The sequence below is a fragment of the Psychrobacter nivimaris genome (assembly GCF_904846365.1).
Taxonomy (GTDB): Bacteria; Pseudomonadota; Gammaproteobacteria; order Pseudomonadales; family Moraxellaceae; genus Psychrobacter; species Psychrobacter nivimaris_B.
Map to the genome: position 1 here is coordinate 178618 of NZ_CAJHAL010000003.1, position 24609 is coordinate 203226.

The 24609-nt window shown below is 43.3% G+C and carries 18 protein-coding genes and 1 pseudogene; 11 read left to right on the forward strand and 8 right to left on the reverse strand.

Annotated features, from left to right (window positions below; genetic code table 11):
- Nucleotides 1-303 precede the first annotated feature (303 nt).
- Together JMX63_RS02780 and JMX63_RS02785 are read left to right on the forward strand one after the other, a co-directional pair.
- On the forward strand, nucleotides 304-3234 hold the full coding sequence (locus JMX63_RS02780) for an acyl-CoA dehydrogenase (protein WP_201570726.1): 2931 nt from the start codon (nucleotides 304-306) through the stop codon (nucleotides 3232-3234).
- 524 nt (nucleotides 3235-3758) lie between these two features.
- Nucleotides 3759-5135 (forward strand): dicarboxylate/amino acid:cation symporter, encoded by a 1377-nt coding sequence (locus tag JMX63_RS02785; RefSeq protein ID WP_057761609.1) that lies wholly within the window; start codon nucleotides 3759-3761, stop codon nucleotides 5133-5135.
- 117 nt (nucleotides 5136-5252) lie between these two features.
- Here JMX63_RS02785 and JMX63_RS02790 read toward each other — a convergent pair whose 3' ends face one another.
- Complete coding sequence (locus tag JMX63_RS02790) at nucleotides 5253-6008, reverse strand: TSUP family transporter (RefSeq protein ID WP_057761611.1); 756 nt, start codon at nucleotides 6006-6008, stop codon at nucleotides 5253-5255.
- Nucleotides 6009-6472: 464 nt separating this feature from the next.
- Here JMX63_RS02790 and nhaA point away from each other — a divergent pair, with 464 nt between their 5' ends.
- From nhaA to JMX63_RS02805, 3 genes are all read left to right on the forward strand, one after another.
- The gene (gene nhaA, locus JMX63_RS02795; RefSeq protein ID WP_201570727.1) at nucleotides 6473-7675 is read left to right on the forward strand and encodes a Na+/H+ antiporter NhaA; all 1203 of its coding nucleotides are present in this window, start codon (nucleotides 6473-6475) and stop codon (nucleotides 7673-7675) included.
- Between the two features lie 182 nt (nucleotides 7676-7857).
- The gene (locus tag JMX63_RS02800) at nucleotides 7858-8460 is read left to right on the forward strand and encodes a DUF2799 domain-containing protein (protein ID WP_201570728.1); all 603 of its coding nucleotides are present in this window, start codon (nucleotides 7858-7860) and stop codon (nucleotides 8458-8460) included.
- A 77-nt stretch (nucleotides 8461-8537) separates the two neighbouring features.
- Nucleotides 8538-9926 carry an oxygenase MpaB family protein gene (locus JMX63_RS02805; RefSeq protein ID WP_201570729.1) on the forward strand — a complete coding sequence of 463 codons (1389 nt, stop codon included), beginning with the start codon at nucleotides 8538-8540 and terminating at the stop codon, nucleotides 9924-9926.
- A 10-nt stretch (nucleotides 9927-9936) separates the two neighbouring features.
- Here JMX63_RS02805 and JMX63_RS02810 read toward each other — a convergent pair whose 3' ends face one another.
- A complete protein-coding gene (locus tag JMX63_RS02810; RefSeq protein WP_201570730.1) occupies nucleotides 9937-10671 on the reverse strand; it encodes an NUDIX hydrolase in 735 nt (244 codons plus the stop codon).
- 542 nt (nucleotides 10672-11213) lie between these two features.
- Here JMX63_RS02810 and JMX63_RS02815 point away from each other — a divergent pair.
- On the forward strand, nucleotides 11214-11777 hold the full coding sequence (locus JMX63_RS02815) for an NUDIX hydrolase (protein WP_101206043.1): 564 nt from the start codon (nucleotides 11214-11216) through the stop codon (nucleotides 11775-11777).
- Nucleotides 11778-11859: 82 nt separating this feature from the next.
- Here the strand turns inward: JMX63_RS02815 and JMX63_RS02820 are convergent, their stop codons facing one another.
- The gene (locus JMX63_RS02820; protein WP_201570733.1) at nucleotides 11860-14940 is read right to left on the reverse strand and encodes an insulinase family protein; all 3081 of its coding nucleotides are present in this window, start codon (nucleotides 14938-14940) and stop codon (nucleotides 11860-11862) included.
- A 397-nt stretch (nucleotides 14941-15337) separates the two neighbouring features.
- On the opposite strand from JMX63_RS02820, the gene JMX63_RS02825 reads away from it, so the two are divergent.
- Together JMX63_RS02825 and JMX63_RS02830 are read left to right on the forward strand one after the other, a co-directional pair.
- Nucleotides 15338-15799 carry a universal stress protein gene (locus JMX63_RS02825; protein ID WP_201570734.1) on the forward strand — a complete coding sequence of 154 codons (462 nt, stop codon included), beginning with the start codon at nucleotides 15338-15340 and terminating at the stop codon, nucleotides 15797-15799.
- A gap of 99 nt (nucleotides 15800-15898) precedes the next feature.
- Entirely contained in the window at nucleotides 15899-16360 is a 462-nt protein-coding gene (locus tag JMX63_RS02830; RefSeq protein WP_057761630.1) for a universal stress protein, read from the forward strand.
- 106 nt (nucleotides 16361-16466) lie between these two features.
- On the opposite strand, the gene JMX63_RS02835 is transcribed toward JMX63_RS02830, so the two are convergent.
- The gene (locus JMX63_RS02835) at nucleotides 16467-17402 is read right to left on the reverse strand and encodes a LysR substrate-binding domain-containing protein (RefSeq protein WP_201570737.1); all 936 of its coding nucleotides are present in this window, start codon (nucleotides 17400-17402) and stop codon (nucleotides 16467-16469) included.
- 325 nt (nucleotides 17403-17727) lie between these two features.
- Between JMX63_RS02835 and JMX63_RS02840 the strand changes: the two genes are divergently transcribed.
- Complete coding sequence (locus JMX63_RS02840; RefSeq protein ID WP_201570738.1) at nucleotides 17728-18852, forward strand: YeiH family protein; 1125 nt, start codon at nucleotides 17728-17730, stop codon at nucleotides 18850-18852.
- A gap of 302 nt (nucleotides 18853-19154) precedes the next feature.
- On the opposite strand, the gene JMX63_RS02845 is transcribed toward JMX63_RS02840, so the two are convergent.
- Both JMX63_RS02845 and JMX63_RS02850 read right to left on the reverse strand, forming a co-directional pair.
- Nucleotides 19155-19364 (reverse strand): cold-shock protein, encoded by a 210-nt coding sequence (locus JMX63_RS02845; RefSeq protein ID WP_045453470.1) that lies wholly within the window; start codon nucleotides 19362-19364, stop codon nucleotides 19155-19157.
- Nucleotides 19365-19607: 243 nt separating this feature from the next.
- A complete protein-coding gene (locus tag JMX63_RS02850; protein WP_201570739.1) occupies nucleotides 19608-20030 on the reverse strand; it encodes a YbaN family protein in 423 nt (140 codons plus the stop codon).
- Nucleotides 20031-20768: 738 nt separating this feature from the next.
- Between JMX63_RS02850 and JMX63_RS02855 the strand changes: the two genes are divergently transcribed.
- Nucleotides 20769-21665 carry an ABC transporter substrate-binding protein gene (locus JMX63_RS02855; RefSeq protein WP_201570745.1) on the forward strand — a complete coding sequence of 299 codons (897 nt, stop codon included), beginning with the start codon at nucleotides 20769-20771 and terminating at the stop codon, nucleotides 21663-21665.
- 109 nt (nucleotides 21666-21774) lie between these two features.
- On the opposite strand, the gene JMX63_RS02860 is transcribed toward JMX63_RS02855, so the two are convergent.
- Both JMX63_RS02860 and JMX63_RS02865 read right to left on the reverse strand, forming a co-directional pair.
- Entirely contained in the window at nucleotides 21775-23073 is a 1299-nt protein-coding gene (locus tag JMX63_RS02860; RefSeq protein WP_201570746.1) for a VWA domain-containing protein, read from the reverse strand.
- A 146-nt stretch (nucleotides 23074-23219) separates the two neighbouring features.
- Entirely contained in the window at nucleotides 23220-24155 is a 936-nt protein-coding gene (locus JMX63_RS02865; RefSeq protein WP_201570768.1) for an ATP-dependent nuclease, read from the reverse strand.
- A 68-nt stretch (nucleotides 24156-24223) separates the two neighbouring features.
- Between JMX63_RS02865 and JMX63_RS02870 the strand changes: the two are divergent.
- A pseudogene (locus JMX63_RS02870) lies at nucleotides 24224-24609 on the forward strand (transposase); the annotation flags it as partial.

A 24609-nucleotide genomic window follows, 5' to 3' on the forward strand; every position in this document is an offset into this window, starting at 1 on the left:
ATATATAGAAAACCTGCAAACAATTATGTTTGATACATATCATCGACAGAGCGTAGCATTTTGGCTCTTGATAGTTATCGACAACTGTTTCATATTAGTAGCCATTATTGTCATTTATTTGTCAATTACTTACTAGACCGTTAATACTAGTACTTAAGAGACTTAGAACCGAGCATCTAAAGATTAATAAATCATTCGACATATTTATAAGATAGTAAGTGGCAAGACAAAAAATAATTATAGTTAGCTTATTCACTTACGTACTTTTCGCATTTTTTATTCAGCGCTTTAAAGGAGATAGTCATGGCAATTGGCTTGTTTATTTTGGCAGTCATCATTCAGTTAGCCGTGGTCTTGGCCATCTTTTTGTTGTCCTTATCACGGGTCACCGGTAGCATCGTCGCCCTGATTACGGTTATCGTCACCGCAATTATCAGCCCATGGTCACTCATTTTGGGTATACCAATGGCACTACTGTGCTTGGTCTTACTCATTGCACCGCTTCGCCAATCGTTAATCACTAAGCCTGTATATAAAGCGCTGGGCGGTGCGATGCCGAGTATGAGTGATACAGAGCGTGAAGCGCTTGATGCGGGTACTAGTTGGTGGGAAAAAGAGCTGTTTATGGGTGCGCCAAACTGGGATACCTTTGCCAATTATCCTTATCCGCAGCTTTCAGAAGAAGAGCAAAGTTTCATTGATAATGAAGTAGAAACCTTATGTGCCATGCTTGATGAATGGCAAATCCAGCATAAAGATAAAAATCTATCACCTAAGGCATGGCAATTTATTAAAAGTAATGGTTTCTTAGGTTTAATCATTCCAAAAGAATTTGGCGGCTTAGAATTTAGCTCTTATGCGCAAAGTCGTGTAATGAGCAAGATTGCTTCGCGCTCGCCGACTGCCGCTGTGACCTGTATGGTTCCCAACTCGCTCGGCCCTGGTGAGCTATTGATGCATTATGGTACAGACGAGCAAAAGCAGCGCTGGTTACCAGGTCTTGCAAAAGGTGATGAAGTGCCTTGCTTTGGTTTGACTGGGCCCGAAGCTGGCTCTGATGCAGGCGCGATTCCTGACACAGGTGTAGTCTGCTACGGTATGCACGAAGGCGAACAAGTGCTTGGCTTACGCATGAACTTCTCTAAGCGCTGGATTACCCTAGCACCTGTCGCTACTGTGGTTGGCTTAGCATTCAAAATGCACGATCCTGAAGGTCTGCTTGGTAATCCTGAAAAAACCGATTACGGCATTACCTGTGCCCTCGTTCCAGCTAATCACGAAGGTGTGGTAACAGGACCACGTCATAATCCAATCGGTTCACCATTTATGAATGGTACGGTCGATGGCAAAGACGTCTTTATTCCATTAGATTACATCATCGGCGGTGTTGAGAACGCTGGTCGTGGCTGGCGTATGCTGATGGAATGCTTGGGCGTTGGCCGAGGTATTTCTCTACCAGCTCTATCGACATCAGCCAGTGAAATGACTTACCTATCTGTCGGTGCATTCGCCAAAGTTCGCGAACAGTTCAAGATATCAGTAGGTAAATTTGAAGGTGTACAGGACGCTACTAGCCGTATGGCAAGTAACACTTATATGTTAGAAGCATTCCGTCATTTGGTTACTTGCGGATTAAACCAAGGTGGTACGCCCTCAGTCATGACTGCCATGGCCAAATACTATGCGACTGAAACCATGCGTAGCGTCGTTAACGACGGTATGGATGTGGTCGGTGGTCGTGCTGTACAGATGGGGCCGCGCAACTTTTTGGCGACACCTTATCAAGCGATTCCTGTCTCTATCACTGTCGAAGGCGCCAACATTTTGACCCGCTCACTCATGATCTTTGGTCAAGGTGCGATGCGTTGTCATCCTTATTTATTCGACGAGCTTCAGTTACTACAGAGCGAAGACAAAGCTGCTGCTACTGAAAAATTCGATACCCTTTTCTTCAAACATTTGGGCTACACGTTTAACCGTGGTGCAAAAGCCTTTGTCGCAGGTTACATCGGTGGTAGCGATAAGGCCCCGAGTTTCGCAGACGCCTTTACCCGTCCCTATTACAAACATATTAATCGTTTAAGTGCGAGCTTTGCCCTAACTGCTGATATGGCATTAGGACTACTAGCAGGAGATTTAAAGCGTAAAGAGATGCTCTCTGGTCGTTTAGCAGATATCCATAGTCATCTATTTATTGCGACTGCTATTTTGCAATTCTATGAGCATGGTAGTAAATCAGAGTCTGAACGGTTGCATGCTGAAGTTGCGCTACAAAACAGCTTGTACACGATTCAAGAAGCCTTTGTGTCATTCTTTGCCAACTTCCCGAATCGTATGGCAGCCAATGTGGTCAGCTTTGTGACCTTCCCAAGTGGACGTATCTTTACCCCAGCAAGCGATGAGCTAAAACGCCAATTGGGTGATACTTTCATGGATGATTTTGCAGCCAACCCATTCCGCGATTATCTAAAAACCATGGTTTATTACAACACCGATGCAGACGATGTGACTGGTCGTATGGAACATGCTTATCAGACGTTGGTCGAAATCGAACCATTGTGGCAGAAGTTCAAAAAGGCAGAGCATCAAGACAGCTTTGAAGGTCTAACCTTTGAAGACCATGTGGTACACGCCAGTCAAAATGGCGGCATTACCGAAGAAGAAGCAGAAGTTCTGATTCAATATAACGCCATGCGTTTTGATTCATTATTGACCGATACGTTTGACGAGCATCTATCGGAAGCGCTAGAACGTGACAATCCTCATGCCCTCGAAAATGCGGTTCACCAACTGACTGATTACGCACAGCTAAAAAGACAAGCGCAGAGTAAAAATGGTATCGCTGTGGATACCGATGCATCTGCCGTTGATGAGCTAGCCACTAACGAACCAACTATTAACGATCTAGACAGTCCTGCAAACACAGACAATCATACTGGCGATGCCAATCCTAATCATGGTTATGAAAGTGATGGCGATGTAGAGTTGGTCAGTGAGCAAGATACTGTCAAAGAAGTACATTCGCAGACAGATTTTGAAGAGTCAAAGCCTGAGATAGAGGCACTCGATCATCGACATCGTGATGCTGAATCATATCTTAACGAGCGTATGGGCAATAATCATAATCGTCATATTGCACCACCTGACGAGATCAACAATGAAGTAAGTGATAATGATATCAAACCTTTAGAGCGCCAATCTCCTTTGTCACGCGAAGAAAACGATAAGGTTTAATGGTCTATTCTGTTTTTAATATTGCTATTAGAAACTCAGTATTATTAGATTTTATAATAAAACTTTCACTTCTTATTAGCCAGACTATCTATAAACGATAGTCTGGCTTTTTTTGGTCTATTGGAAATTCTGAGCTTAATTAATCATATGAGTCTTATTCTTTTCTTTGCATTTCGATAACTTGAAATCAACGGTTTGATATCAATAGTTTGACATATTCGCTTACCCTAAAAACTCTTTCATGAATATTTTGTTTCATATGGGAAACAAACCGTTTAGAATAAATATTGACTATATTATGGGCACATAGTTGTAACGAGGAATGTACATTTAGAATAAAATCAGAAAAAAATCTTGCAGTGCCCTTAGCTATTCTTTTATATTGTCCACGAAAATGTGACATCGAGCGACAATCACGGGAACTTAATAGTCATAACAAGCTTTGTAGTAAGGCTGATAAGTACAATCATGTTGGCTAATGAACACTTACTATAAAGCTGTTATGCACACAAAGGATATGAATTATGTGGAAGAATTTGGGACTGACGGGCAAGATTATTGTTGCCATGGTGCTCGGTATTGGACTGGGCCTATTTCTAAACTACTCAGGATTGAACGGCGAAGGTGGCTTTGTTAATACTTATATCACCAATGGCTTCCTTGCCATTGTTGGTAAACTATTTGTCAACTCGCTAAAAATGTTGGTCGTACCTTTGGTGCTTATCTCACTGATTTGCGGTGTATGCGGTATTGGTGATATTCGCCTACTTGGACGTATTGGTACCAAAACGTTCATTATTTATATGATAACCACTGCACTCGCTATTGCGACTGCGATTGGTCTTGGCTCACTATTCGGTATCGGTAAAGGCATGAATATCGGAACGGAAGCCGAGTTTGAAGCTGCGTCAGCGCCGCCTCTACTTGATGTATTCTCTAACATTATCCCATCGAACCCCATCAGCGCGATGGCGAATGGCGATATGTTATCGATCATCTTCTTTGCTATTTTGATCGGTGTTAGTATCTTGATGGTAGGTAAACCTGCCAAAGGCTTAGTGCAGAGCCTAGAGCTAATCAACGAAGTCATCTTAAAGATGGTCACGATCATCATGAACCTTGCACCATATGGTGTATTTGCACTATTGACTAAAGCAATGGCAGAGCTAGGTTTAGACTTGATTTGGTCACTACTGGGTTATGTCGCAGTATTGGTTGGTTCATTGGCCTTCCACTTCTTTGTCACTATGATGATTGTACTTAAGGTCTCTTCAGGCCTGTCTATCAAGACGTTCTTGGCAAAAATGCGTGAAGTACAGATCTTTGCTTTTAGTACCTCAAGCTCAAACGCGACGATTCCTATTACCTTGCGTACGGTTACCAAGCGTATGGGTGTAAACAACTCAGTTGCCTCGTTCACTGTTCCTTTTGGTGCTACCATCAATATGGATGGTACGGCTATCATGCAGGGTACTGCGACCATCTTTATTGCCAACATTTACGGCATTGATTTGGGTGTAACCGAATACTTAACCGTCATCTTGATGTCAGTACTGGCGTCTGTTGGTACGGCTGGTGTACCTGGTGTTGGTCTAATCATGCTGTCTATGGTATTTGCTCAAGTGGGTCTGCCAATCGAAGGTATCGGTCTAATCTTGGGTGTGGATCGTATCCTTGATATGTTACGTACTGCTGTAAACGTTGGTGGTGATGCTGCTGTTACTACTATCGTAGCAAAATCAGAAGGCAAAATGGATCTGGCTATTTACAACGATCCTAATGCTGGTGCAAAAGATGTATTTGATGGTCATATTGATGAAGACAATGAGCGTGAGTTCTCTGAAGTCTTTAGTGATGGCATCATGGGTAGTGAATACGATGATGTCGATCGTCGCCGCTAACCCACTCCTGCTAGATAGAAGTGCATAAAATAAAAAACCTCAGTCAAGTTGGCTGAGGTTTTTTATGATCAATAACCATTAAATAATAATGGTTGATACGGTTCTATTAACAACTAATTAGCCAAACACGTACTTGGTCAACATCGCCAGACATACCAATACAATTACTGGACGAATCAATTTGCTACCGCCTTTAACCACCATATGCGAGCCAAAATAGGCACCGATGGTTTGTCCAACCATCATCGCTAGCCCCACTTTCCACAGTACGTTGCCACCCAAAATGAAGAAAATTAACGAGCCAATATTGGTCGATAAGTTCAATACTTTTGCCGCACCTGTTGCTTCAATAATTTGACGACCACGTAATGCCACATTGCCAAGCGCAAAAAACATACCCGTACCTGGACCGATATAACCATCATAAAAACCGATCAACGGTGCCACGACTTTTTGCCATTTGCCCTCTGAGATACGCGGTGCAGCCTCTACCTCACCCAACCTAGGGGCAAATAATGTATAGATACCGATAGCAGCAATCAAAAATGGAATAACCTTTTCAAGCAAGTCAGGTGGTGACATCTGTACAGCGATGGTGCCAATAACGGAACCAATAAAAGCGGCGATGATAGCTACTTTGATACGTTGCGGTTTGACGACTCCTTTTCTAATCATAGTAATAGACGCCGCCAGTGCGCCTGATGCCGCTTGCAGTTTATTGGTGCCAAGCGTCAATACTGGTGGGATATTGGCCAGTAGCATGGCTGGGATAGTCAATAATCCACCACCGCCAGCAATAGCATCAATGAATCCTGCCAATGCGGCCACCGCAGTAAGCATTAAAATAATCTCTAACGAGAAAGTTAAGTCCATGACACTGACCTGCAAAATATGATAAGAAGAGAAAAGGAGTTCTGAGATAAGGCTAAAATATCGTTATCGATAAGCTGACAGCTTACCAGTGCTAGCAAAAGAAATAATGACACATCGCACAGCGCTGCTCATTATAAAGATAAAACCGTAAAAAAAGCCAAAAACGTAACAAAGTCTGCTAAATTTGTCTAATAACATTCCGAATATACTCAACCGAATAGCGACTTATTAAAAAGATGTAACGACTTACAACTATTGTGCTCGTCAAATCCTCTTTATAATATTGCTATTGTGAATATAAAAAAGTAGACCGTTGGCACTGGCTCAACGTATTTTGTTGTCTATATTGATAAGAGTATGAGAAACTGTTTCTGTCTATTTGCTACCTCAAAATTATAGGTAGCGCAGACATTGATGGATATTTGAGGTTATTTAGTAAATTGTATTTAGCGAATGAGGATGATATGGCAATACGAAGGATTAAGGCATTTTTTGAATTTGAGGCAGCAGGCGGTATCGTCTTAGCATTGGCTGCCATTGCTGCAATGATCATTGCCAACTCCCCTCTTAATATTTGGTATGAAGGTTTTATTCATGCACCAGTCGCCATTCAGATTGGTGAGTTTGCGATTGCCAAAGACGCTCATCATTGGATCAATGATGGTCTGATGGCGGTTTTCTTTTTCTTGGTTGGATTAGAGCTTAAGCGCGAAGTACTCATCGGTGAGCTGTCCAATGTCAAGCAAATAATACTGCCAGCAGGGGCTGCATTGGGCGGTATGATTATGCCAGCGATTGTCTATCTGCTCTTTAACTATAATGAGCCTGAGTTTTGGAAAGGCTGGGCCATTCCTGCGGCGACAGATATTGCCTTTGCACTCGGTATTTTGAGTCTCTTAGGTAACCGTGTACCTAACTCTTTAAAGGTCTTTTTGGTCTCTATTGCTATCTTTGATGACATTGGTGCGATTCTGATTATCGCTTTGTTTTATACCAGTGAGTTGTCGTTAGAGTCATTGGCAGTAGCTGGTTTATGTTTGCCGTTTTTATATGTTCTTAATCGCCGTAACGTCACCAATATCACGCCATATCTACTCATTGGTCTGATCATGTGGATTGCCGTACTCAAGTCTGGTATCCATGCAACATTGGCCGGTGTGGTATTAGCACTGTTTATCCCGATGTTCGACCGCACTGATCCTGAGCACTCTCCGCTTGAAGAGCTAGAGCATGATCTGCACAATACCGTCGCCTTTGGTATTTTGCCAATCTTTGCTTTTGCTAACTCGGGTATCTCGCTCGAAGGCGCAGGTTTTGCTGAGTTATTCCACTCAGTGCCGCTAGGTATCGCCGCTGGTTTGTTTATTGGTAAGCAGTTAGGCGTCATGATTATGTGCTGGTTAATCTTTAAACTTGGTATCTCAACCATGCCAAAAGGTATGGACTATAAGCAAATCTACGGTGCAGCTCTATTGTGCGGTGTTGGTTTTACCATGAGTTTATTTATCGGTGGTTTGGCGTTCGCTGGCGACACCACTATGTTTGATGAGCGCTTGGGTATTATTATGGGTTCAATCGTCTCTGGTATCGCAGGTTACATCATGCTAAAAATGAGCTTAAAAGACAATGCTAGCGGTACATCGGTCGATTTGACTCGCCCGCATTAATGAAACGTAGAGTAGCTTATAGTGGTACTGCTTAATAGTAATGCCATTTATAAGCTGCTCTATTTTATTTATATATGCGTTATTGAGATGTTTATAAGTGACTTAGCAATCAATGACAAGACTACATAATGTGATTAATTGCTAGCATCATTTATTTGTGTTCACAGCTATCGGAGCTAACCATGTACCGACCTATACACCGCGTTGTACGTCAACTGGCATTAGGGTTATCTGTTTTCGGTAGTGTCTATCTGCTAGCAGGCTGTGCAACACTCTCCAAGCAAGAATGTCTCGTCGGTGACTGGCAAACTATCGGCTATAACGATGGCGTGGCAGGTTACCATTCAGACCGATTAGCATCTCATACAAAAGCTTGTGCCAAAGCCAGTGTCGCACCTGACTACCAAGCATGGGAGCGAGGTCGTAAACTTGGCCTGCAACAATACTGCACCATCAATAATGCCTATAACATCGGTAGACGTGGTCGTCAATTGAACAACGTTTGCCCAATCACTATGGCCAACACATTGCAAGCGGCTAATCAAAAAGGGCTAGATTATTACGCCTTAGACAACCAATTAGACAAAGATAATCGTCTCTTAGATACTTATCAATCAGAATTCGATAAGCTAGAAAATGGTGAAATGCTAGATTTTGCTAATGAAAAAGAAGCTCGTGCTCGGCTGCTATCTTTATCTGATGAGATTCGTGATACCAAACGCCGTATCCAAAAAACGCAGCAGCAATTAGATTCATTGAACCAATCCAGTAATTTTTACGAATGATTGTGATGCGAAGCTATTGCAATGCAAGTTTTATGCTCTAAGGCATGTCCTCACTCTGAAAATGGTACTTGATAACTATGGATAAGAAAATCATCAATACGGCAAGTACTCCAACTGACAAACCTGACTTTCAGTCATCGAATGCTCAATCATCGAACGCTCAATCATCGAACGCTTATCAGCGTCATGGACGTACCACTGCTATCGATGACCATAGCGATTTGCAGGTTCTAAAACGCATTAAACGTTATTTATTACCAAAAGACTTTACGATCTCGCCTGCTCTACTTGATGAGATAGTAGCAGGTTATGATATTGGTGATCCGCTTGCAGACGCGTTAGCTGCACAGAGCATAAAATTTGCAAAGCCCTTACAGCATACTATTCTTAGCGATAGTTCAAACAATAATCCTGCAAGCAATTATCTTGTAAACAATCCATTATTTAGCGCACTCACTGAGCAATTTAGCAGCCATCCTGACTGGTTCGACCCAAAGCTTGCTCAGATAGGTGCGATTGCCTATCGGCGCTATCCACTGATGCTCATTTGGCTATTGCGTAACGTTGCTCTAATGGCAGGCTATAGCATTCCTGCCCTCTCGTTACCGCTCATTCAGACGGGCGCACTGATGCACGATGCGCTACCTCGATTGATGCGTACTTATGCCTATATCTTGGCTGTGTCTGAACACCCCTCCTCTAATATGAGCACAGTTAATCAGAATAAACCTATTGAGCAAGTATTAGCTATTGGCTCTGAGGGCTGGCGCCAATCGATCCAAGTACGTCAGATACATACTTTGGTACGGCAAAGCTTACTCAAAGGTAAAGGCAATGCTGCTACAGGCGTGATACCAAACGCCGAGCAACATCATAACCCTGACGGTAGTTGGAATACTGACTATTGGGGCATCCCTATCAATCAAACCGATATGATTGCCACCCACTTACAGTTCTCGTTACTAATTATGCGCGGTCTAAGATTGTTAGGCGCACGTATTAGCACAGAAGAAGCTGAAGGTATCCTGCATCTATGGAATCTTGCCAGTTATTGGATGGGTGTTGATCTAGATCGTTTACCAAAAGATGAGGCCGCGTGTTGGGAATGGCTCTATACCTATCTATCGATACAGCAGCTAGATTTTAAGATGGGTCAGCCATTGGCAAAAGCATTGCATGATTTACCGCGTCAGCTGATGGGTGAAGACAATCGCCGTGGACGTTTTGTTGAAATGGTTAACGCAAGTGTCACCCGCACCTTAGTTGGTGATGATATAGGCGATGGTCTGGACTTACCAAAGTCAAAGATACGCTTTGGCGTGTTGTCTTCAGTACCGATTCTTTTTGCGCTCGATACTGCACGGCAGCATAATGCATCCGTTGCCCATAAGTTAGAAGCATTCCGTGCCAAACGCCAAGACAATATGAACTGGTGGCTTAAAAAGAACGATGATTATTATAAGTAGATGACATTTATCAGCGTTTGTTTTCTACGCGGTAATACCATTCGAGCTGTCGATCAAACCCTGTTTCTAATAGGTTGGCAATTACCCGCCCTGTTAGTCCCCACACTGTCTCACCATCGACCTGCCAGCTCGGCGTCAGTATGGTAGCCATTTGCTCTTGCATCTTATACTCAATTTCATACTCTACCGTTGGTTGAGTGACTAACGATTCTAAGTCTGCCCAAAAGATACGTGATATTTCTCCCGCTTCAGGAACTAGCACTAGACCTGGGGCGATGAGTGCCACGATTGGACGTACGCTCATACCACTTTTTGAAGTTTGGATCGGTAGCTGACCAAGCAATTGGACTTTATTGGGTGGTAGCGCTGTTTCTTCACAGGCTTCACGCAATGCAGTAACGACATTATTACCATCGCCTCGATCATGTTTACCACCCACACAAGACACTTCACCCGCATGACTGTTCATATGGGCGGCGCGGCGTGTTAGTAGTAGTTTAGGCCTGCGCTCATGAGTAATAGCGACCAGTATTGAGGCATCAGCAATCGGTGTCTGATATAGGCTGTCTAATACACGGCTACTATGAGAGGCATTATGTGCCTCGTACATCGCCGGACTTGTCAGCGCATTTAAGGTCTCATGTTGCACTCGTTCAGCTAATTGACGAAGCGTCGGATGACGAATAAAACTTGGGACAGCAACTGACAGGTTATCGAAGCTTACAGCCTCCGGTGGGAATAACATTATAATTGCCCTATATTTTTATCGTTATTAAGCGGTATCACCAGCATCTTTCTTATTTTCTATTATTAAAATCGCGACTAGTAAATAAAACCAACAATCTATTTATTGTTCTCGGCCACGCGACTTGTCAGCGGCTTTAGTATCAATAATTACTGAACACTCACTAGACTAGCGCAATATAATAGTGGCTGCATGCTATTTATGTGACTGATTCATTGCTTATCAATGCTCAATAACGGCCTTGTTGACCAATAACAGTAAGCCTATCTGTGAAATGATGCGTTACTGTTATCGTGATTCTGTCCGTCGATAATATGTGCTATCTTAAGACGATAGCTGCTCTTTAGAATAATATCTTATATAAGTCAGGTACGTTTAAGTTAGGGTTATTTCAGGTCTACACAGTCTACGGATCGTAGTACTTGTCTCATCATCCTTATGTCTAACTTATCTCGAAACGATGACAGCAGCACTTAAGAATATAGGTCTTATAACCTATAAAAAACATCATACACAATAACTTTTATAACAAGGTAGTTGATATGCGCTATTGCCTCCAATGCGGTCATGAAGCAGAACGAAAAATCCCACCTACGGACAATATGCCGCGTTTGGTATGCCCCAATTGCCACTATATCCACTACGAAAACCCAAAGGTTATCTGTGGCTCGCTAGTCGTACACGAAGACAGAGTGCTACTCTGCCGCCGTGCCATTGAGCCACAATATGGGCTATGGACGATACCTGCAGGTTTTATGGAAAATGGCGAGACCATGGCTGAAGGCGCAGCACGCGAGAGCTACGAAGAAGCTGATGCCATCGTACTGAATCCGCATCTATACTGCATTTATGACTTACCAGATATTGGACAGATCTACTCTATCTATCTGGCCGATCTAAAAGATGGCGCGTATGGTATTGGCTCAGAAAGCCTAGACTGTGCACTGTTTAGCGAAGAAGATATCCCATGGGATACACTGGCGTTTGAAGCCATTCGCCGTACTCTAAAAAGTTACTTTGCTGATCGTAAGCAGTATAACGAGTTGTCAGAATTTCCGATTCATCAAGACAAAATTGGCAAAGATTTGAGTATCAAGCGATATTAGTCAATTACCTAACCGCAAAAAGCCAAGCATGATGCTTGGCTTTTTTGTGCTTAACTTTTAATCAAAAACAAACCTAATTGTCTTAGCTCTTTATTCTACATACTTCAAAGCCAAGATCTTTTACTGCCTCTTCTTTGTCGTAAGGCGCTAGTACTGCACGTACATGCTTTTGACCTTGCAGATATTGCTTGGCAACGCGCTGCAAATCAGCGACCTTGACGGCTAATATCGACGCACGCATTTTACGCTGCCAGTCGACACCGCGATGATGCAGATTTGCGAAGCAGGCTTTGATCGCCTCACCTGCAGGAGAGCCCGGCTTATCCATACCTGAGATAATACCTAAGATAGCTTCTTCCAATTGCTCATCGGTTTGTGGCTCGTTTAAGATCCATTCGATACTGGCGTCAAAGTGAGCAAAGGTCTCAGCGCATTGCGGATCACGATAGCTAAAGAACTTAAAGGCACAAGCGTTGGCATCGTAACCTGCGCCGCCGCCATAGGCACCGCCGCGCTCACGAATCGCACTGTGCAAATAGCCGTTACGTAAGTAAGGCGCTAATACCATTAGTGCAGCGGTATCAGGATGGTCAGCAGCAGGTACAGTATAAGCACTGGCATTGTGATAGACGTTGGTTGGTACTAGCCATGCTAAATCTGCAACATCGAGCACGTCGTTTTTAACATCGTCGCCACTCTCTAACGCCTTACCCGTATCAGTCACACCATTCAATGCATTATCTAATTGCAGATTTGCAAACTCACTTGGGATATTTGCTGCTGCGTTGGTTAAATCATTAGAAGCGGTCGTCGCTTGGCTGTCTTTCCAGCTATCAACGATTAAGCTACTCAAGCGTTCGGTTTGCTCTGCTTCACAGATAATAACGGCATGCTTAGGCAAACTGATCAGACGTTGATGTAAGTCCATCAAGCTGGTAGCCAATTGATCCCACTGAGCATCATCTGTACTAGCATGTGCTAAGAAATCTTTAAGCGCGTTCAATGCTGGTAAACCGCTGCGCACATATTCCAACTGCGCTTGGCGACTCATGCCACGACTGGCCGTTTGCATGGCATAAGAGTGACCAGATCCTGCAAGGTTTGACTGCCAACCCGCTTGACGCTGTTGCAAGATTTCTTTGATACGGTCATGCTCAGAGAAGATACTGTGCTCCATCACTTCCTTGAGCAAATCAATTGCTTCAGGCTTACGATTTAGCGCACGCGTTGCCACGACAAAGTAGCTGCTAATCGCTTGGCTATCATCGACATTGGTACGTTGGCTAATACGAGCGGTCACACCAGAAGAATGCGCGGCCTGTTTTGCCTGCATCTCATGAGCACTAAGCGAGTCAGTACCTAGCTCAGACAATAGACTTAAATAAATAGGCAACAATGGATGATTGATCACATCATTGACTGGTAGCGCATCTGCGCTCGCATTACCAATTGCTTCAGTGAGTGGGACAATCACTTGATAGTAATAAATGCCATTAGTGCCAGCTTCATACTCAAATAGCGTGCTGTCTTGCCCGCTCAAACGCACCTGCTTTTGCGTGCCTTCTTTAAAGCTAATATCCGTTGGTACATCTTCTAAACCAACTTTTGGCAACAAGCTCAAATCATCTGGCGCAGCTTGACGTGCAGCCAAATCTAAAGCTTGTTGCTTTAAAATAGCTTTGTCATCAGCAGTCAAATCCATCGCGATAGTATCTAAACGAGTCTGTTCATCTGCTGCCAAACGCGCTGTTTTTTCGCTATCAGGCGTCATCGTTACGCGTACACGATGCTGATTGTCCAATAGATGCGTTTTAATCAAGTTCGGTAGCCACTGCGGATCGACGACTTGCTCGCGTAGCCATTGTAGATGCTCATCTACTTCCCAGACGTCGATAGGGTTGCCATCATGAATGGCGGTACTAAAGCCCTCTAACATCAGGTTTAGACCATAAGGAACGCTATCGCCGCCGATATGCCGCTGATCAATCTCAATCTGATGCAGAATGGTTTCGATTGTCTCATCATCAACTGGTGAATTGGCCACTTCGGTCAGTAAATCAATAATGCCCTGCTCGACCGCTTCGGCATGTTCAGGGTTAGAGCCGCGCAGTCCCGTATAAAAGACCATTTCATAATGACTGTCATCAAGTCCCAATAGCGGACTTGGTGCTTTACCCAGTGGATGGCTATCAAGATAAGCACGCAATGGCGAGCCTGCATGCTCAATCAGCACACCCTCTAACAGACGTAATGCCAAGCGCTGCTTAGGATCAGTAATCGATGGTAGTAACCAAGCAACCACGTGATGCGTCTGATCTGGGCCCGCTTCGTCAGCAGTATAAGTATCAACCGCACTGATTGGTGCAGACAAACGCTGCTCTGGACGCGATACATGCTTTTTGCCTGCTTCAAACTGAATCAAGGCATCTTCGTGTATCTTCGCTTGCGTCTCAGCAACAGGGATATTACCGAAGCTCATAATGACACTGTTTGACGGATGATAATGGCTCTGGTGAAACTCTGTCAGCTCAGTGTGCGTCAAGTCAGGGATATCGGCAGGGTCGCCGCCTGAATTATAATGATAGGTCGTCGTTGGGAACAGATGATGAGCAACCGTATGATATAGCTGATCAATCTCGCCACTCATCGCGCCTTTCATCTCATTAAAAACGATACCTTTAAACTGCGGCTTATCATTTTCATCAAGCTCCACACGGATGCCTTCTTGGGCAAAATCGAGCGGATGGATATTGGGGAAAAACGACGCGTCCAGATATACAGCAAGCAAGTTAAAATAGTCGTTTTTGTTTTGCGTCGCATACGGATAGGCCGTCCAATCGGCTGCGGTCATCGCATTCATAAAGGTATTGAGCGAACGTTTAATCATTGAAAAGAACGGATCACGTACTGGGAATTTGTTCGAACCACATAATGCCACGTGCTCTAAGATATGCGCCTCGCCTTTTGAATCCATCGGCTGGGTGCGAAAGCCGACCAAAAACGCATTTTCATCACTTGGGTGTGCCAGATGATAATGCATCGCTCCTGTTTTTACATGCTGACTGATCAGCACATCCATCGATAGCGCCTCAATATGGCGATGCTCAATCAGCTCAAATGCTGGATGCAAGGTTAAATCAGCAGTAAATGGCGTGTCCGTCATAGTTATCCTTATCGCTTATCATGCGTATAGTGCCCTGACTGTCAGGGAAAATAGAGTAATAAATTGGCTAAAAAAGAGTTGGCTTAGCGCTATTAGTGGGGCTGCGACATGGATAAGTCAAGGCAACAGCCATGCAATAATCCAGCACATAATCTACGCTGCTATCAACTTTAACTATTAATGCCTTATAGTTACAAATTCATCAATATCCACAATTTTATTATGGATTTATTGCTTAACAAAGAAGTCCTGCACTGCTATAGTTAATTCAGTTTAAAAGAATTACAAGGCAACCGAGTGCAGATGTATATGTGATACCTCAAGCGAGGTTAACGCCGTAACTCTTTTATAAAGGATTGACTATACTGTAAAGTTAATGACTAACTAGGAGTACCTTATGAGCTACCAACACGTTTTACTGGTCACTGACTTACTATCCGATGCGGACAAAGTGGCGCTAAAAGCCAAACGTATCCTCTCAGGCTCTCCTGAAGCCAGACTGTCCGTCTTGCATATAGTCAAGGATGACATGGTGCGCTTCGGTTATGAGCTCGTGCCTGCCTCTAGCCTCTCAGGTGATGTCGATAGTGAAAAGTGGCAAGAAGCACGGGTTAAATTAGCGCAATTTTTGGCACGTAACGAGCTAGAAGCGATCAACTCTGAGGTCACCGCTGCCATCTCTAACAGCAAAGGTATCATTAACTATTGCCGTGAAAAAGACGTCGACTTACTTATCATTGGACGTCATGAGCGCCATGGTATTGCCGCTTGGTTAGTAGGGGCAACAGCCGATAGTATCTTGCCAAATGTCCCTTGCGACAGTTTAGTGGTGAAGCTTGATCAGCCTGTCTTGGAATAATTGGCATTACTCTAATCCGCTGCTAAAGACGACAAGCTTTACTTAACAGCGCCCTAGAGTAGTGCTATAGTAAATACTATCTGACACGAGGAAGACGCTATGAGTTACGAACATATTTTACTGGTTACCGACTTACTCTCTGATGCAGATATAGTCGCCCAAAAGGCCAAGCGCATCGTCGAAAACCGTCCAGGCTCTAAGCTATCAGTTCTGCATATTGTCAAAGACACCATGGTTGGCTTTGGCTACGAGCTGGTACCTGCCTCTAGCCTATACGATGAGATTGATGATGAACGCTGCCAAGAAGCTCGTGCAAAGCTGGCGCAGTTCCTTGAACGCAATCAGCTAAATGCAGCAACGTCAGAAGTCACGACTGCCATCTCTAGCAGTGAAGGTATCGTCAGCTACTGTCATAAACACGATGTCGATTTATTGGTCATCGGTCGTCATAAGCGTACTGGTATCGCTGCATGGATCAGTGGCGCGACAGCAGATAATATCTTGCCCAATGTACCTTGCGATAGCTTTGTAGTGCGACTGGACAAACCTGTGTCAGCATAACAATATGCTTTGATTGTCTTATATTATTAAAGAATCTCTAAAAAAAAGCGCAGCGTAAGTTTTAACGCTGCGCTTTTTTATGGCTAATAGTTTTTAGAGTCATCGTTTAACTCTGTTGAATAATATCTATAAAGGTTTGCCAAATGGGGCTTTGGTGACGAGCTTTATGCCAGACTAGCCACCATGTACGCGATAGATCAATTCCCGCCACGTTCACTTGTACCAACGTCCCTGTCGCCAGTTCCGTCTCAATCACGTGCTGTGATAGACAACCAAGACCAATATCTACACTCACCATGTGCTTGATGGCCTCGGATTGATGTATGGCCTTTACCACTTCTGCATTGGGTAGATACTTTAGTAATTGCTCATCGATAATCTGCCGTGTGCCTGACCCTGCCTCACGCACCAGTAACGGCAACTGCGCTAACTGATTAATACTCAGCTGATAGCAGTCCTCGTCTTGGCTATAGGTAGCTATATCCTTTAGCCACTTGCTATCACGCTTGGCAAATATCACTAGCGTATCGGTACGCCATTCACGCTGTTCTATGGCTTTCATATCTATCGGACGCGGCATTCCTTCTACCAGTGCGATATCGATATTTAGTTGCTCAACCTCGCTCACTACCTCTTGCGTATTGGCAATATACATATCGACATTGGCATCGGGTAGCGCCCCATATAGCTTACCAAGTAAAGATGGCAGCACGTAGTTGCCGATAGTAGTACTGGCACCAATATGAATCTGTCCTGCTTGATACTGATGATAATGCTCAAGCGTGAGTGATTGCCCCAAGATAGCCTGTGCCTGTATATAAATAGGATGGGCATTGGGATGTTGATTGAGCCGACGACCGACGCGCTCAAACAGCGGCATCTGTAGTCTAGACTCTAGCTCTGTCAATGCGCTACTGACTGCTGATTGTGATAAGTGCAGCTCCTCACTGGCACGACTGGTGCTACCTGTCTGATAAATACTGACAAAAACAGCAAGCTGCTTAAGCGTAATCTTTGGCACTGTCTGCACAGATTTTTTCATGATATCGATAATACCTTATGTCAGTTTTTAGCCTGTCTTATTTGCTATAATTAAAACCATATAAATCCGCTGCATCGTCACCCTCGCTAACCATACTAGTGTATAGCTTGCACTCAGCTTCCCTGTATCGAAATTATTTGAACTCAACTATATGCGTGTCTTTTTTCGCGTTTATGTGCGGTATATCGACTTCTATCATAGACTACAACCTAAAAAATCGATAGTTTATATCTTATTAATCTGTTTTTATTATAAATGCAGCGGGCATATACTGTCTATTCATAAGCTTATGCTTATCTTAATATAAGTAATAGGATGCCGCGTCATGCACACATTCGTCCAATCAGTCAGCAACTCCGTTCATAACTATACCCCCAATCACCGTCACTTAGCGGGATTGGTAGTCGTTCTGATTGGTAGTTTGTTCTGCTTATGGTTGGACAGCAGTTTAGATGTATGGTCAAACGGACGTATCGTCGGCTTGTCGTCTTTGACGCTAGCGATATTGCTAGGCATGATCTTGGGCAATACCATTTATCCCAAATTCACTGAACGTTTAAACGGTGGCGTTTGCTTTGCCAAAGGTCAAATCTTGCGCTTAGCGATTATGTTTTATGGGTTTAAGCTAACCATGACCCAAGTTGCGAGCGTCGGTATGCCAGCGATTATGACTGATGCGCTGGTACTGACTTCAACTTTTTTGCTGACTTATTGGTTGGGTACTAGATGGTTAAAAGTCGATAGAGAAACAGTTATCTTGATTGGCTCAGGCGCGAGTATTTGCGGTGCTGCTGCCGTCATTGCTGCAGAGCCAGTGGTCAACGCGCAAGCTCATAAAGTCACTATCGCCGTGGCAACTGTGGTGGTGTTTGGCACTATCGCGATGCTGCTATATCCTTTTCTCTATCATCTTGGTTGGTTAAAACCTTGGCTAAGCGCCCAGCAGTACGGCATGTACACTGGCTCAACCGTCCATGAGGTGGCGCAAGTCGTAGTCGCAGGTAATGCAATCAATACTGAGATTGGCGATACTGCGGTCGTGACCAAGATGATACGCGTTATGATGCTTGCACCTTTCCTGCTTTTGTTATCGTTTGCGCTAACCAAAGATCGCACCGTAGATGATTCGACTATAGAAGATAAAAGCAGTAAAAACGAGACAGCGTCATTTATGACCCGCGTCAAACAGGTCAAAGTGCCATGGTTCGCATTTATCTTTATCGGTATTGTATTGATACATACATGGGTGCCGATGTCTGAGAGTATCGTACGCAGTATGGTGATGCTAGATGATGTATTACTTACGATGGCCATGTTTGCATTAGGTTTGACCACGCATCTAAGTGCGATTAAGCAAGCTGGCGTTAGACCGCTTATTTTAGGTGCTATTATGTTTGGTTGGTTAATACTGGGCGGTGGTCTGATTAATATCGGCATTAGCTTTATATAATAAGCTAAATATTCACTCTTAACTGCTGATGTCATTGCACAATATAAAAGGCCTCCAACTATCTATAGTCGGAGGCCTTTTTACATCTGTCATTTAATCTAATATGATTGGCTAAAACTTTTAATCTTGGACTAGTACTAACTTTAATACCAGTACCTTAAATACCAGCCTCTTAAGTACTAATGCTCTAAACACTAATGCTGTAAATACCAAGTCTCTAAATGCTAAAACATAGACGAAAAAAAACGAACCCGAAGGTTCGCTTTTCTACATCTATTCATCTATCTGTCTATAAAGACAAATTAGATAGCAACGATGTTATGTGCTTGTGGGCCTTTTTGGCCTTGAGTTACAGTGAACTCAACTTCTTGGCCTTCAGCCAAAGTTTTGAAACCTGAACCAGTGATTTCGCTGTAATGAGCAAAAACGTCTGCGCCAGTTTCTGGCGCGATAAAACCAAAGCCTTTAGCTTCGTTGAACCACTTAACTGTACCTTTTTGAACGTCTGACATAGTATAATCCTACTTTTAAATTTATTAATGGTCTAGTGACCGGTAACGCTTGCAAATAGCTACTGAACGATAAATATTAAAACGAAGGATTATAACTAATACTACGAGGTAATGATTTGGTGCAGAACTGCTCTTAAGCTTGGGCGTATTATAAGGGGTACATCCCAGTATCGCAAGTCTTATCTCATATTTCGTGTAACCAGAGCCGTTTATTGACCGATTTTGGCGCAAATTGCAACGGATTTAGGCATTTGGTAAACGGAACAAATATATCGCTACCCCACTACAGACAGTGGCTACCGCCCATGCCATCCACATCATATCAGCAGGCAAACGATAAAATAACATAATTGTCGATGCTGCCATCATAACCGTCGCTAAATACTTGGAATAAAGCGGAACGGCATGATTCTCTTCCCAATCACGGACGAATTTACCAAAGTATTTATGATTAATCAGCCAAAAATGAAAGCGTCGAGAACTACGCGCCCAGCAGCCTGCTGCTAGCAGAATAAAAGGCGCTGTAGGCATCACTGGCAGCAATATACCGATAATACCCAAGATAAAAAACAACCAACCAAGCGTCACAAAGGTCCAACGCAGCATTGGGCTGTTGGATTGATCAGTCTTGGGTCGGTAATAGAACGCTTTTTTATTGTCGGTCATATAAGTTGTCGGTCGTGTAAGTTGTCAGTTATGCCAAATGTCAATTGTCAATTGTCAATTGTCTAGAGTAGCGCCTATTATATAAGCAGCGGTATAGAAGGCTAATCATGCAATATCGCCCGTCTGCGCTCAAGACTATTTATATAAGGTTTTTGCTATTGATAGGTATGTTTGGTTAGTAATTGGGTAAGTAGCAATAATAAATACTGCATTCTTTTATTAATACGTCGATTGAAAGCACTTATAAAAAGCTATGATATGCCGTGATAAGCAACAGCTGTTATAAAGAGCGGTTAACAAACACCTGTCATCACATGCCATCGTCATTCTCGATACGCTTGCATCACGTCTTATAAGTCGTCTATGATGACGCAGTAGCTATCGATAATAGCCGTTAGCAGTACCGATCAAAAATAGTAGTACTGATCAAAAACAATGTAATACCAATCAATCTTGTCGGGGTGCTTTGATTTAACGCTGTAGAAACAGCCCACATCATCGCTGAGACACACCCGTGAACCTGAAGCAGTTAGCACTGACGTAGGAAACAAGCGTGACACGCCCTCAGAGGTCTATAAATAAGAGCAGTCTATAGATGATGTACTGGTGATGATAACCATATCAAACGCCGAGCATCTGATAGTTAGCATCGAGACCTCACTTTTCTTATTTGGCCTTTCTTGTTTTACTTTAATAGTATCAGTCTGATTGTTTTCCATACCTAAAAAGGAAACAACCATGCAGCCGACTACCAAACTTACCCTCACTCTCGAATGGTTTTTAAACCCTGATCACCTGCCCTTTATCGCTGGTGTGACCACGGGCGCATATGAGCAAGCAGGGCTTGATATTACTATCATCGAGCCAGATGACCACTATGATGGCTTTGCAGAATTACAGAACCAGAGCGTCGATCTGCATGTCAATGAGCCTATCCATCTGTTTGAACATTACGCGCCTAATCTACGTGCGTTAGGCTGCTTTTTTGAGACCGATGGCGGCATATTGATGCAGCAGTCTAGTATGGATAAGCTCAAAAACAATCAGCCTATTCGCATCTGCACCCCTGCGGCTGAGGAAAAGACCAATCGTATTGGCTTTGAGATATTAACGCGCTATGCCAAGAAAAATGGCTTTAGTATCAGCCGTGATAATGTGACCTTTGTACAAAAAGACTTTTATCACATCAAAAACCTGCAAGAAGACCCAAGCCTAGATGGTGCATGGCTATGCTTTTATAACTTTGAAGGCGTTGAAGCGACTCATGAAGGGTTGGAGTTTACGTTTATCGATCAGCATCTGTCACCTTATCCGAACTTTTCAGCGTTAGAGATTCTAACGACGGATGAGATCTATAGTGCGAAAAAGGACGCGATAGATACCTTTATCCAAGTGACCAATCAAATGACGGAACTGTGTAAAAACGAGCCAGCCACAGCCCACCGTATGTATTACGACTATAGTAAAACCGAAGCAGATACACTGATGGATGCGATTATTGATAATACGTTAGGTAGATTGATCACGCCGATTAAGCCAAGTGCAAGTAAGTGGGAAGAACTGCGTGAGATGTTAGCCGAGATCGATATCGTGACCTTGACTCATGAGCAATATCAGTCGCTTTGGGCGCTATAGAGATTTTAGAAGTTACAATATTTTGAATAGTAAAAAACCGCCATAGTATTTGCTGTGGCGGTTTTTTATTTAGCTGTAATCGAATAATGAGGTTAACGCAGTAATACTTTTATAGTGAAGTGACTATACCAAGTTGCTTGGCTTCTTTTAGCCACATTGGAAACTCTTCTAGCATGTTTTCATACAAAGCTTCTTCGCTAATGTCGTCCAAATCATCGAGTTCAAAAAAGTCGCAATTATCAATCACGCGCCCTGTCATATCGTCTAGTTTTTTGAGAATGCCATAACCACGACCACCCAAGCCCACAAACTGCCAAAATATCGGCAGTTTCGCGGCTTCCGTCATGACTCTCGTGATACCGCGATTGTCATTCACCCCGCCATCACTGATAAATAGCACATAGACAGGCACATCTAAGCCGTCTTTTTGATAAAACTCAGTCACTGCTTTCATGACTTCGGCTTCATTGTTGATACGCGGGCCAAGTGCCCATTTGCGCCAGCCGCCATGAGCATTGTTGATAAAACCGTCATAGTTGCTCAGTCCAATCTCGCCCAAATACTGCGGATCTCGGGCAAACGCCCAGCAGTCTAACGCTTGGTCGTCATCGAAGCTCACTGCCAATGGCAATATGCGGTTGACTACCTCTTGCACGCGGCCTTTTTTGTACTGTCTGTTCATTGAGCCTGAGGCGTCTAACACCAGTGCCACTTTTGCGGTTAATTGCTGCAATTGGCGTTTCTCAAGCGATATCGTGGCTTTTTTGGCCAGATTGACCAGTTTTGGTGCTTTGTCTAGCATCACCTTCTCTAACGACGGTTTTGCTTGAACTGGCGCTGCGGTCGGCTCGAGTACTTGTGGGCTACTCTCTTCTACGTCACCACCAAAATGCTGCACGATGGCGGCAAGTCCACCATTAAAGCCTTGCGCGACGTTGGATACTCGCCAAACGCCACTCTTGCGATACAGCTGCATGAGCATACTGGCTTGCTGCTGGGCAAAGTCTGCTGCTTGATATTCTGCCTGCGCTTTTTGCGACTGCTGCCAAATGCCAATCTCTAACGATTGAATTTGATTCAGCGGCGTGTCGGCTGATAACACAAAAAACAAGCTGTCTATATTCGCAGCCAGTTTGGATAGATTGACTTCAAACTCGGCTTGGATGCCTTTACTCGCCGTTGGCTGCGACTCGTAATGGGTGAGCTTGATTTGCCCGCACGGTGAGGTTGGCTGATTATAAAACACCATGTAATCATCATTGATCAGTTTGCCCGCTGCGTCTAAGGCAAAGCAGCTGATGTCCATCTCTATTGGGCTTTGACGAGTAAACTTAAGCGTGATGGGTGCGGTATCATCAATAGCAAGGTTGCCCAAAGGCGAGCGTTGTCCGACGGTAAGATGGTTCATGGTGTTCCTTACGTTAGATTTTTATTCCTTTAAAGATAATAGACTAATTACTGATGTAGAAAAACCGCTACAGTCATGGTTGAAGCGGTGATTCATATAGAATGTATTTTTTGTAGCACACAATTACATAGTCAATTATCTTCTACTTATATTACAACACTATTTTCTAGATAACTAACTAGGCTTTCGATAGAGTTTTTATGATGCGAATGCAAACAATCAGACTTACTATCTTTGATACATTTAGCTACTGTATACTTTATACTCGACTCAAGTTTATTATCCCATGCTTTCCCTTGATCAACTGCCGCTCTTTTTATTCTTTCCGACCATTTTTTATTACCTTTAAATTTTGGATTATCTAAACTAAATCCGAATTCATCTTCAACAGCTTTCTTATAAACTTCAGGGTTAATACAGTCTTCAAACTCCGATTCATTAAAACCCTGACAATTCGTAAGAGTATAGTTATTTGTAGCAATCAAGCCATCTTCCAATGCTTTTCTAACTGCTTTATTCCCAGCTTCATCATTATCCAAAAAGCAATGATACTTGCAAAGAGAGTTTCTCAATAGAGAAGCTTTATAAGATAAATTACCTGCTCCCCCAATCTCTTCTATCACAAATAAATTGTTAGCAATCGCTTTTCCTAACTTTCTACTTAGCCTTGGTAACATAGCTTTGAAAGCAATCACATCTTCTGCACCTTCTACAATTAGTACATAGTTTGCATTAACTAAATTATCAGAAGCCTTAATACCCATTACGTTTCTTATAGATTCAATATTTTTAGCGGAAACAGCTTTCCCCATATCGACTATTATGTTGGACTTAACGTCATTTCTATCAACAAATAGTGGATTATGTGTTGTGATAATAACTTGATGGTTTTCACCTAAAGCACAGATCACATCATTCAGCTGATGTATAGCTCCTGGATGAAGATGTGACTCAGGCTCTTCTATTGCTATAATTGAAGCTCCTGATGGCCCTGTTCGACTTTTCAGCATGCTTAAAGCAGCTAAATTTTTTACGCCATCACCCTTATAAGCAAGTTCTGTAGCTGTTCCATCATCTATTATAACTGAGCTATGCTGAAGAAACCGTACAACTAAACTTGGTAAACTAAGCGTATTAACTGGAGTTTACCATGACCAAGAAAGTAAGAACCTACAGTGACGAATTTAAAGCCGAGGCCGTCAAGAAGATAGCAGACAACAACGGCAATATCTCAGCGACCGCAAAGCAGCTTGGCATCGCCATGCAGACCTTATCTAACTGGCATAATAAAGCCAATCAAGGCAAGCTTGTCGGCACAGAGCAATACGATCCTGATCTTATGAGTGCTCTTCAAGAAATAAAGCAGCTCAAGCGGCAGCTTAAAGTGGCTGAAGAGGAGCGCGAGATCTTAAAAAAGGCGACGGCGTACTTTGCAAGGCACAGCTAGTCAGGTACGCCTTCATCAAAGATAACCAGCACCTCTTTCGCATCATCACTATGTGCCGCGTGCTAAGTGTTAAGTTATCAAGCTATTAC

What these genes read in the sequence shown, in the direction of transcription:
- JMX63_RS02780 (WP_201570726.1), top strand. Translation starts at nt 304, where the DNA reads ATGGCAATTGGCTTGTTTATTTTGGCAGTCATCATTCAGTTAGCCGTG.
- JMX63_RS02785 (WP_057761609.1), top strand. Translation starts at nt 3,759, where the DNA reads ATGTGGAAGAATTTGGGACTGACGGGCAAGATTATTGTTGCCATGGTG.
- JMX63_RS02790 (WP_057761611.1), bottom strand. Translation starts at nt 6,008, where the DNA reads ATGGACTTAACTTTCTCGTTAGAGATTATTTTAATGCTTACTGCGGTG.
- nhaA (WP_201570727.1), top strand. Translation starts at nt 6,473, where the DNA reads ATGGCAATACGAAGGATTAAGGCATTTTTTGAATTTGAGGCAGCAGGC.
- JMX63_RS02800 (WP_201570728.1), top strand. Translation starts at nt 7,858, where the DNA reads ATGTACCGACCTATACACCGCGTTGTACGTCAACTGGCATTAGGGTTA.
- JMX63_RS02805 (WP_201570729.1), top strand. Translation starts at nt 8,538, where the DNA reads ATGGATAAGAAAATCATCAATACGGCAAGTACTCCAACTGACAAACCT.
- JMX63_RS02810 (WP_201570730.1), bottom strand. Translation starts at nt 10,671, where the DNA reads ATGTTATTCCCACCGGAGGCTGTAAGCTTCGATAACCTGTCAGTTGCT.
- JMX63_RS02815 (WP_101206043.1), top strand. Translation starts at nt 11,214, where the DNA reads ATGCGCTATTGCCTCCAATGCGGTCATGAAGCAGAACGAAAAATCCCA.
- JMX63_RS02820 (WP_201570733.1), bottom strand. Translation starts at nt 14,940, where the DNA reads ATGACGGACACGCCATTTACTGCTGATTTAACCTTGCATCCAGCATTT.
- JMX63_RS02825 (WP_201570734.1), top strand. Translation starts at nt 15,338, where the DNA reads ATGAGCTACCAACACGTTTTACTGGTCACTGACTTACTATCCGATGCG.
- JMX63_RS02830 (WP_057761630.1), top strand. Translation starts at nt 15,899, where the DNA reads ATGAGTTACGAACATATTTTACTGGTTACCGACTTACTCTCTGATGCA.
- JMX63_RS02835 (WP_201570737.1), bottom strand. Translation starts at nt 17,402, where the DNA reads ATGAAAAAATCTGTGCAGACAGTGCCAAAGATTACGCTTAAGCAGCTT.
- JMX63_RS02840 (WP_201570738.1), top strand. Translation starts at nt 17,728, where the DNA reads ATGCACACATTCGTCCAATCAGTCAGCAACTCCGTTCATAACTATACC.
- JMX63_RS02845 (WP_045453470.1), bottom strand. Translation starts at nt 19,364, where the DNA reads ATGTCAGACGTTCAAAAAGGTACAGTTAAGTGGTTCAACGAAGCTAAA.
- JMX63_RS02850 (WP_201570739.1), bottom strand. Translation starts at nt 20,030, where the DNA reads ATGACCGACAATAAAAAAGCGTTCTATTACCGACCCAAGACTGATCAA.
- JMX63_RS02855 (WP_201570745.1), top strand. Translation starts at nt 20,769, where the DNA reads ATGCAGCCGACTACCAAACTTACCCTCACTCTCGAATGGTTTTTAAAC.
- JMX63_RS02860 (WP_201570746.1), bottom strand. Translation starts at nt 23,073, where the DNA reads ATGAACCATCTTACCGTCGGACAACGCTCGCCTTTGGGCAACCTTGCT.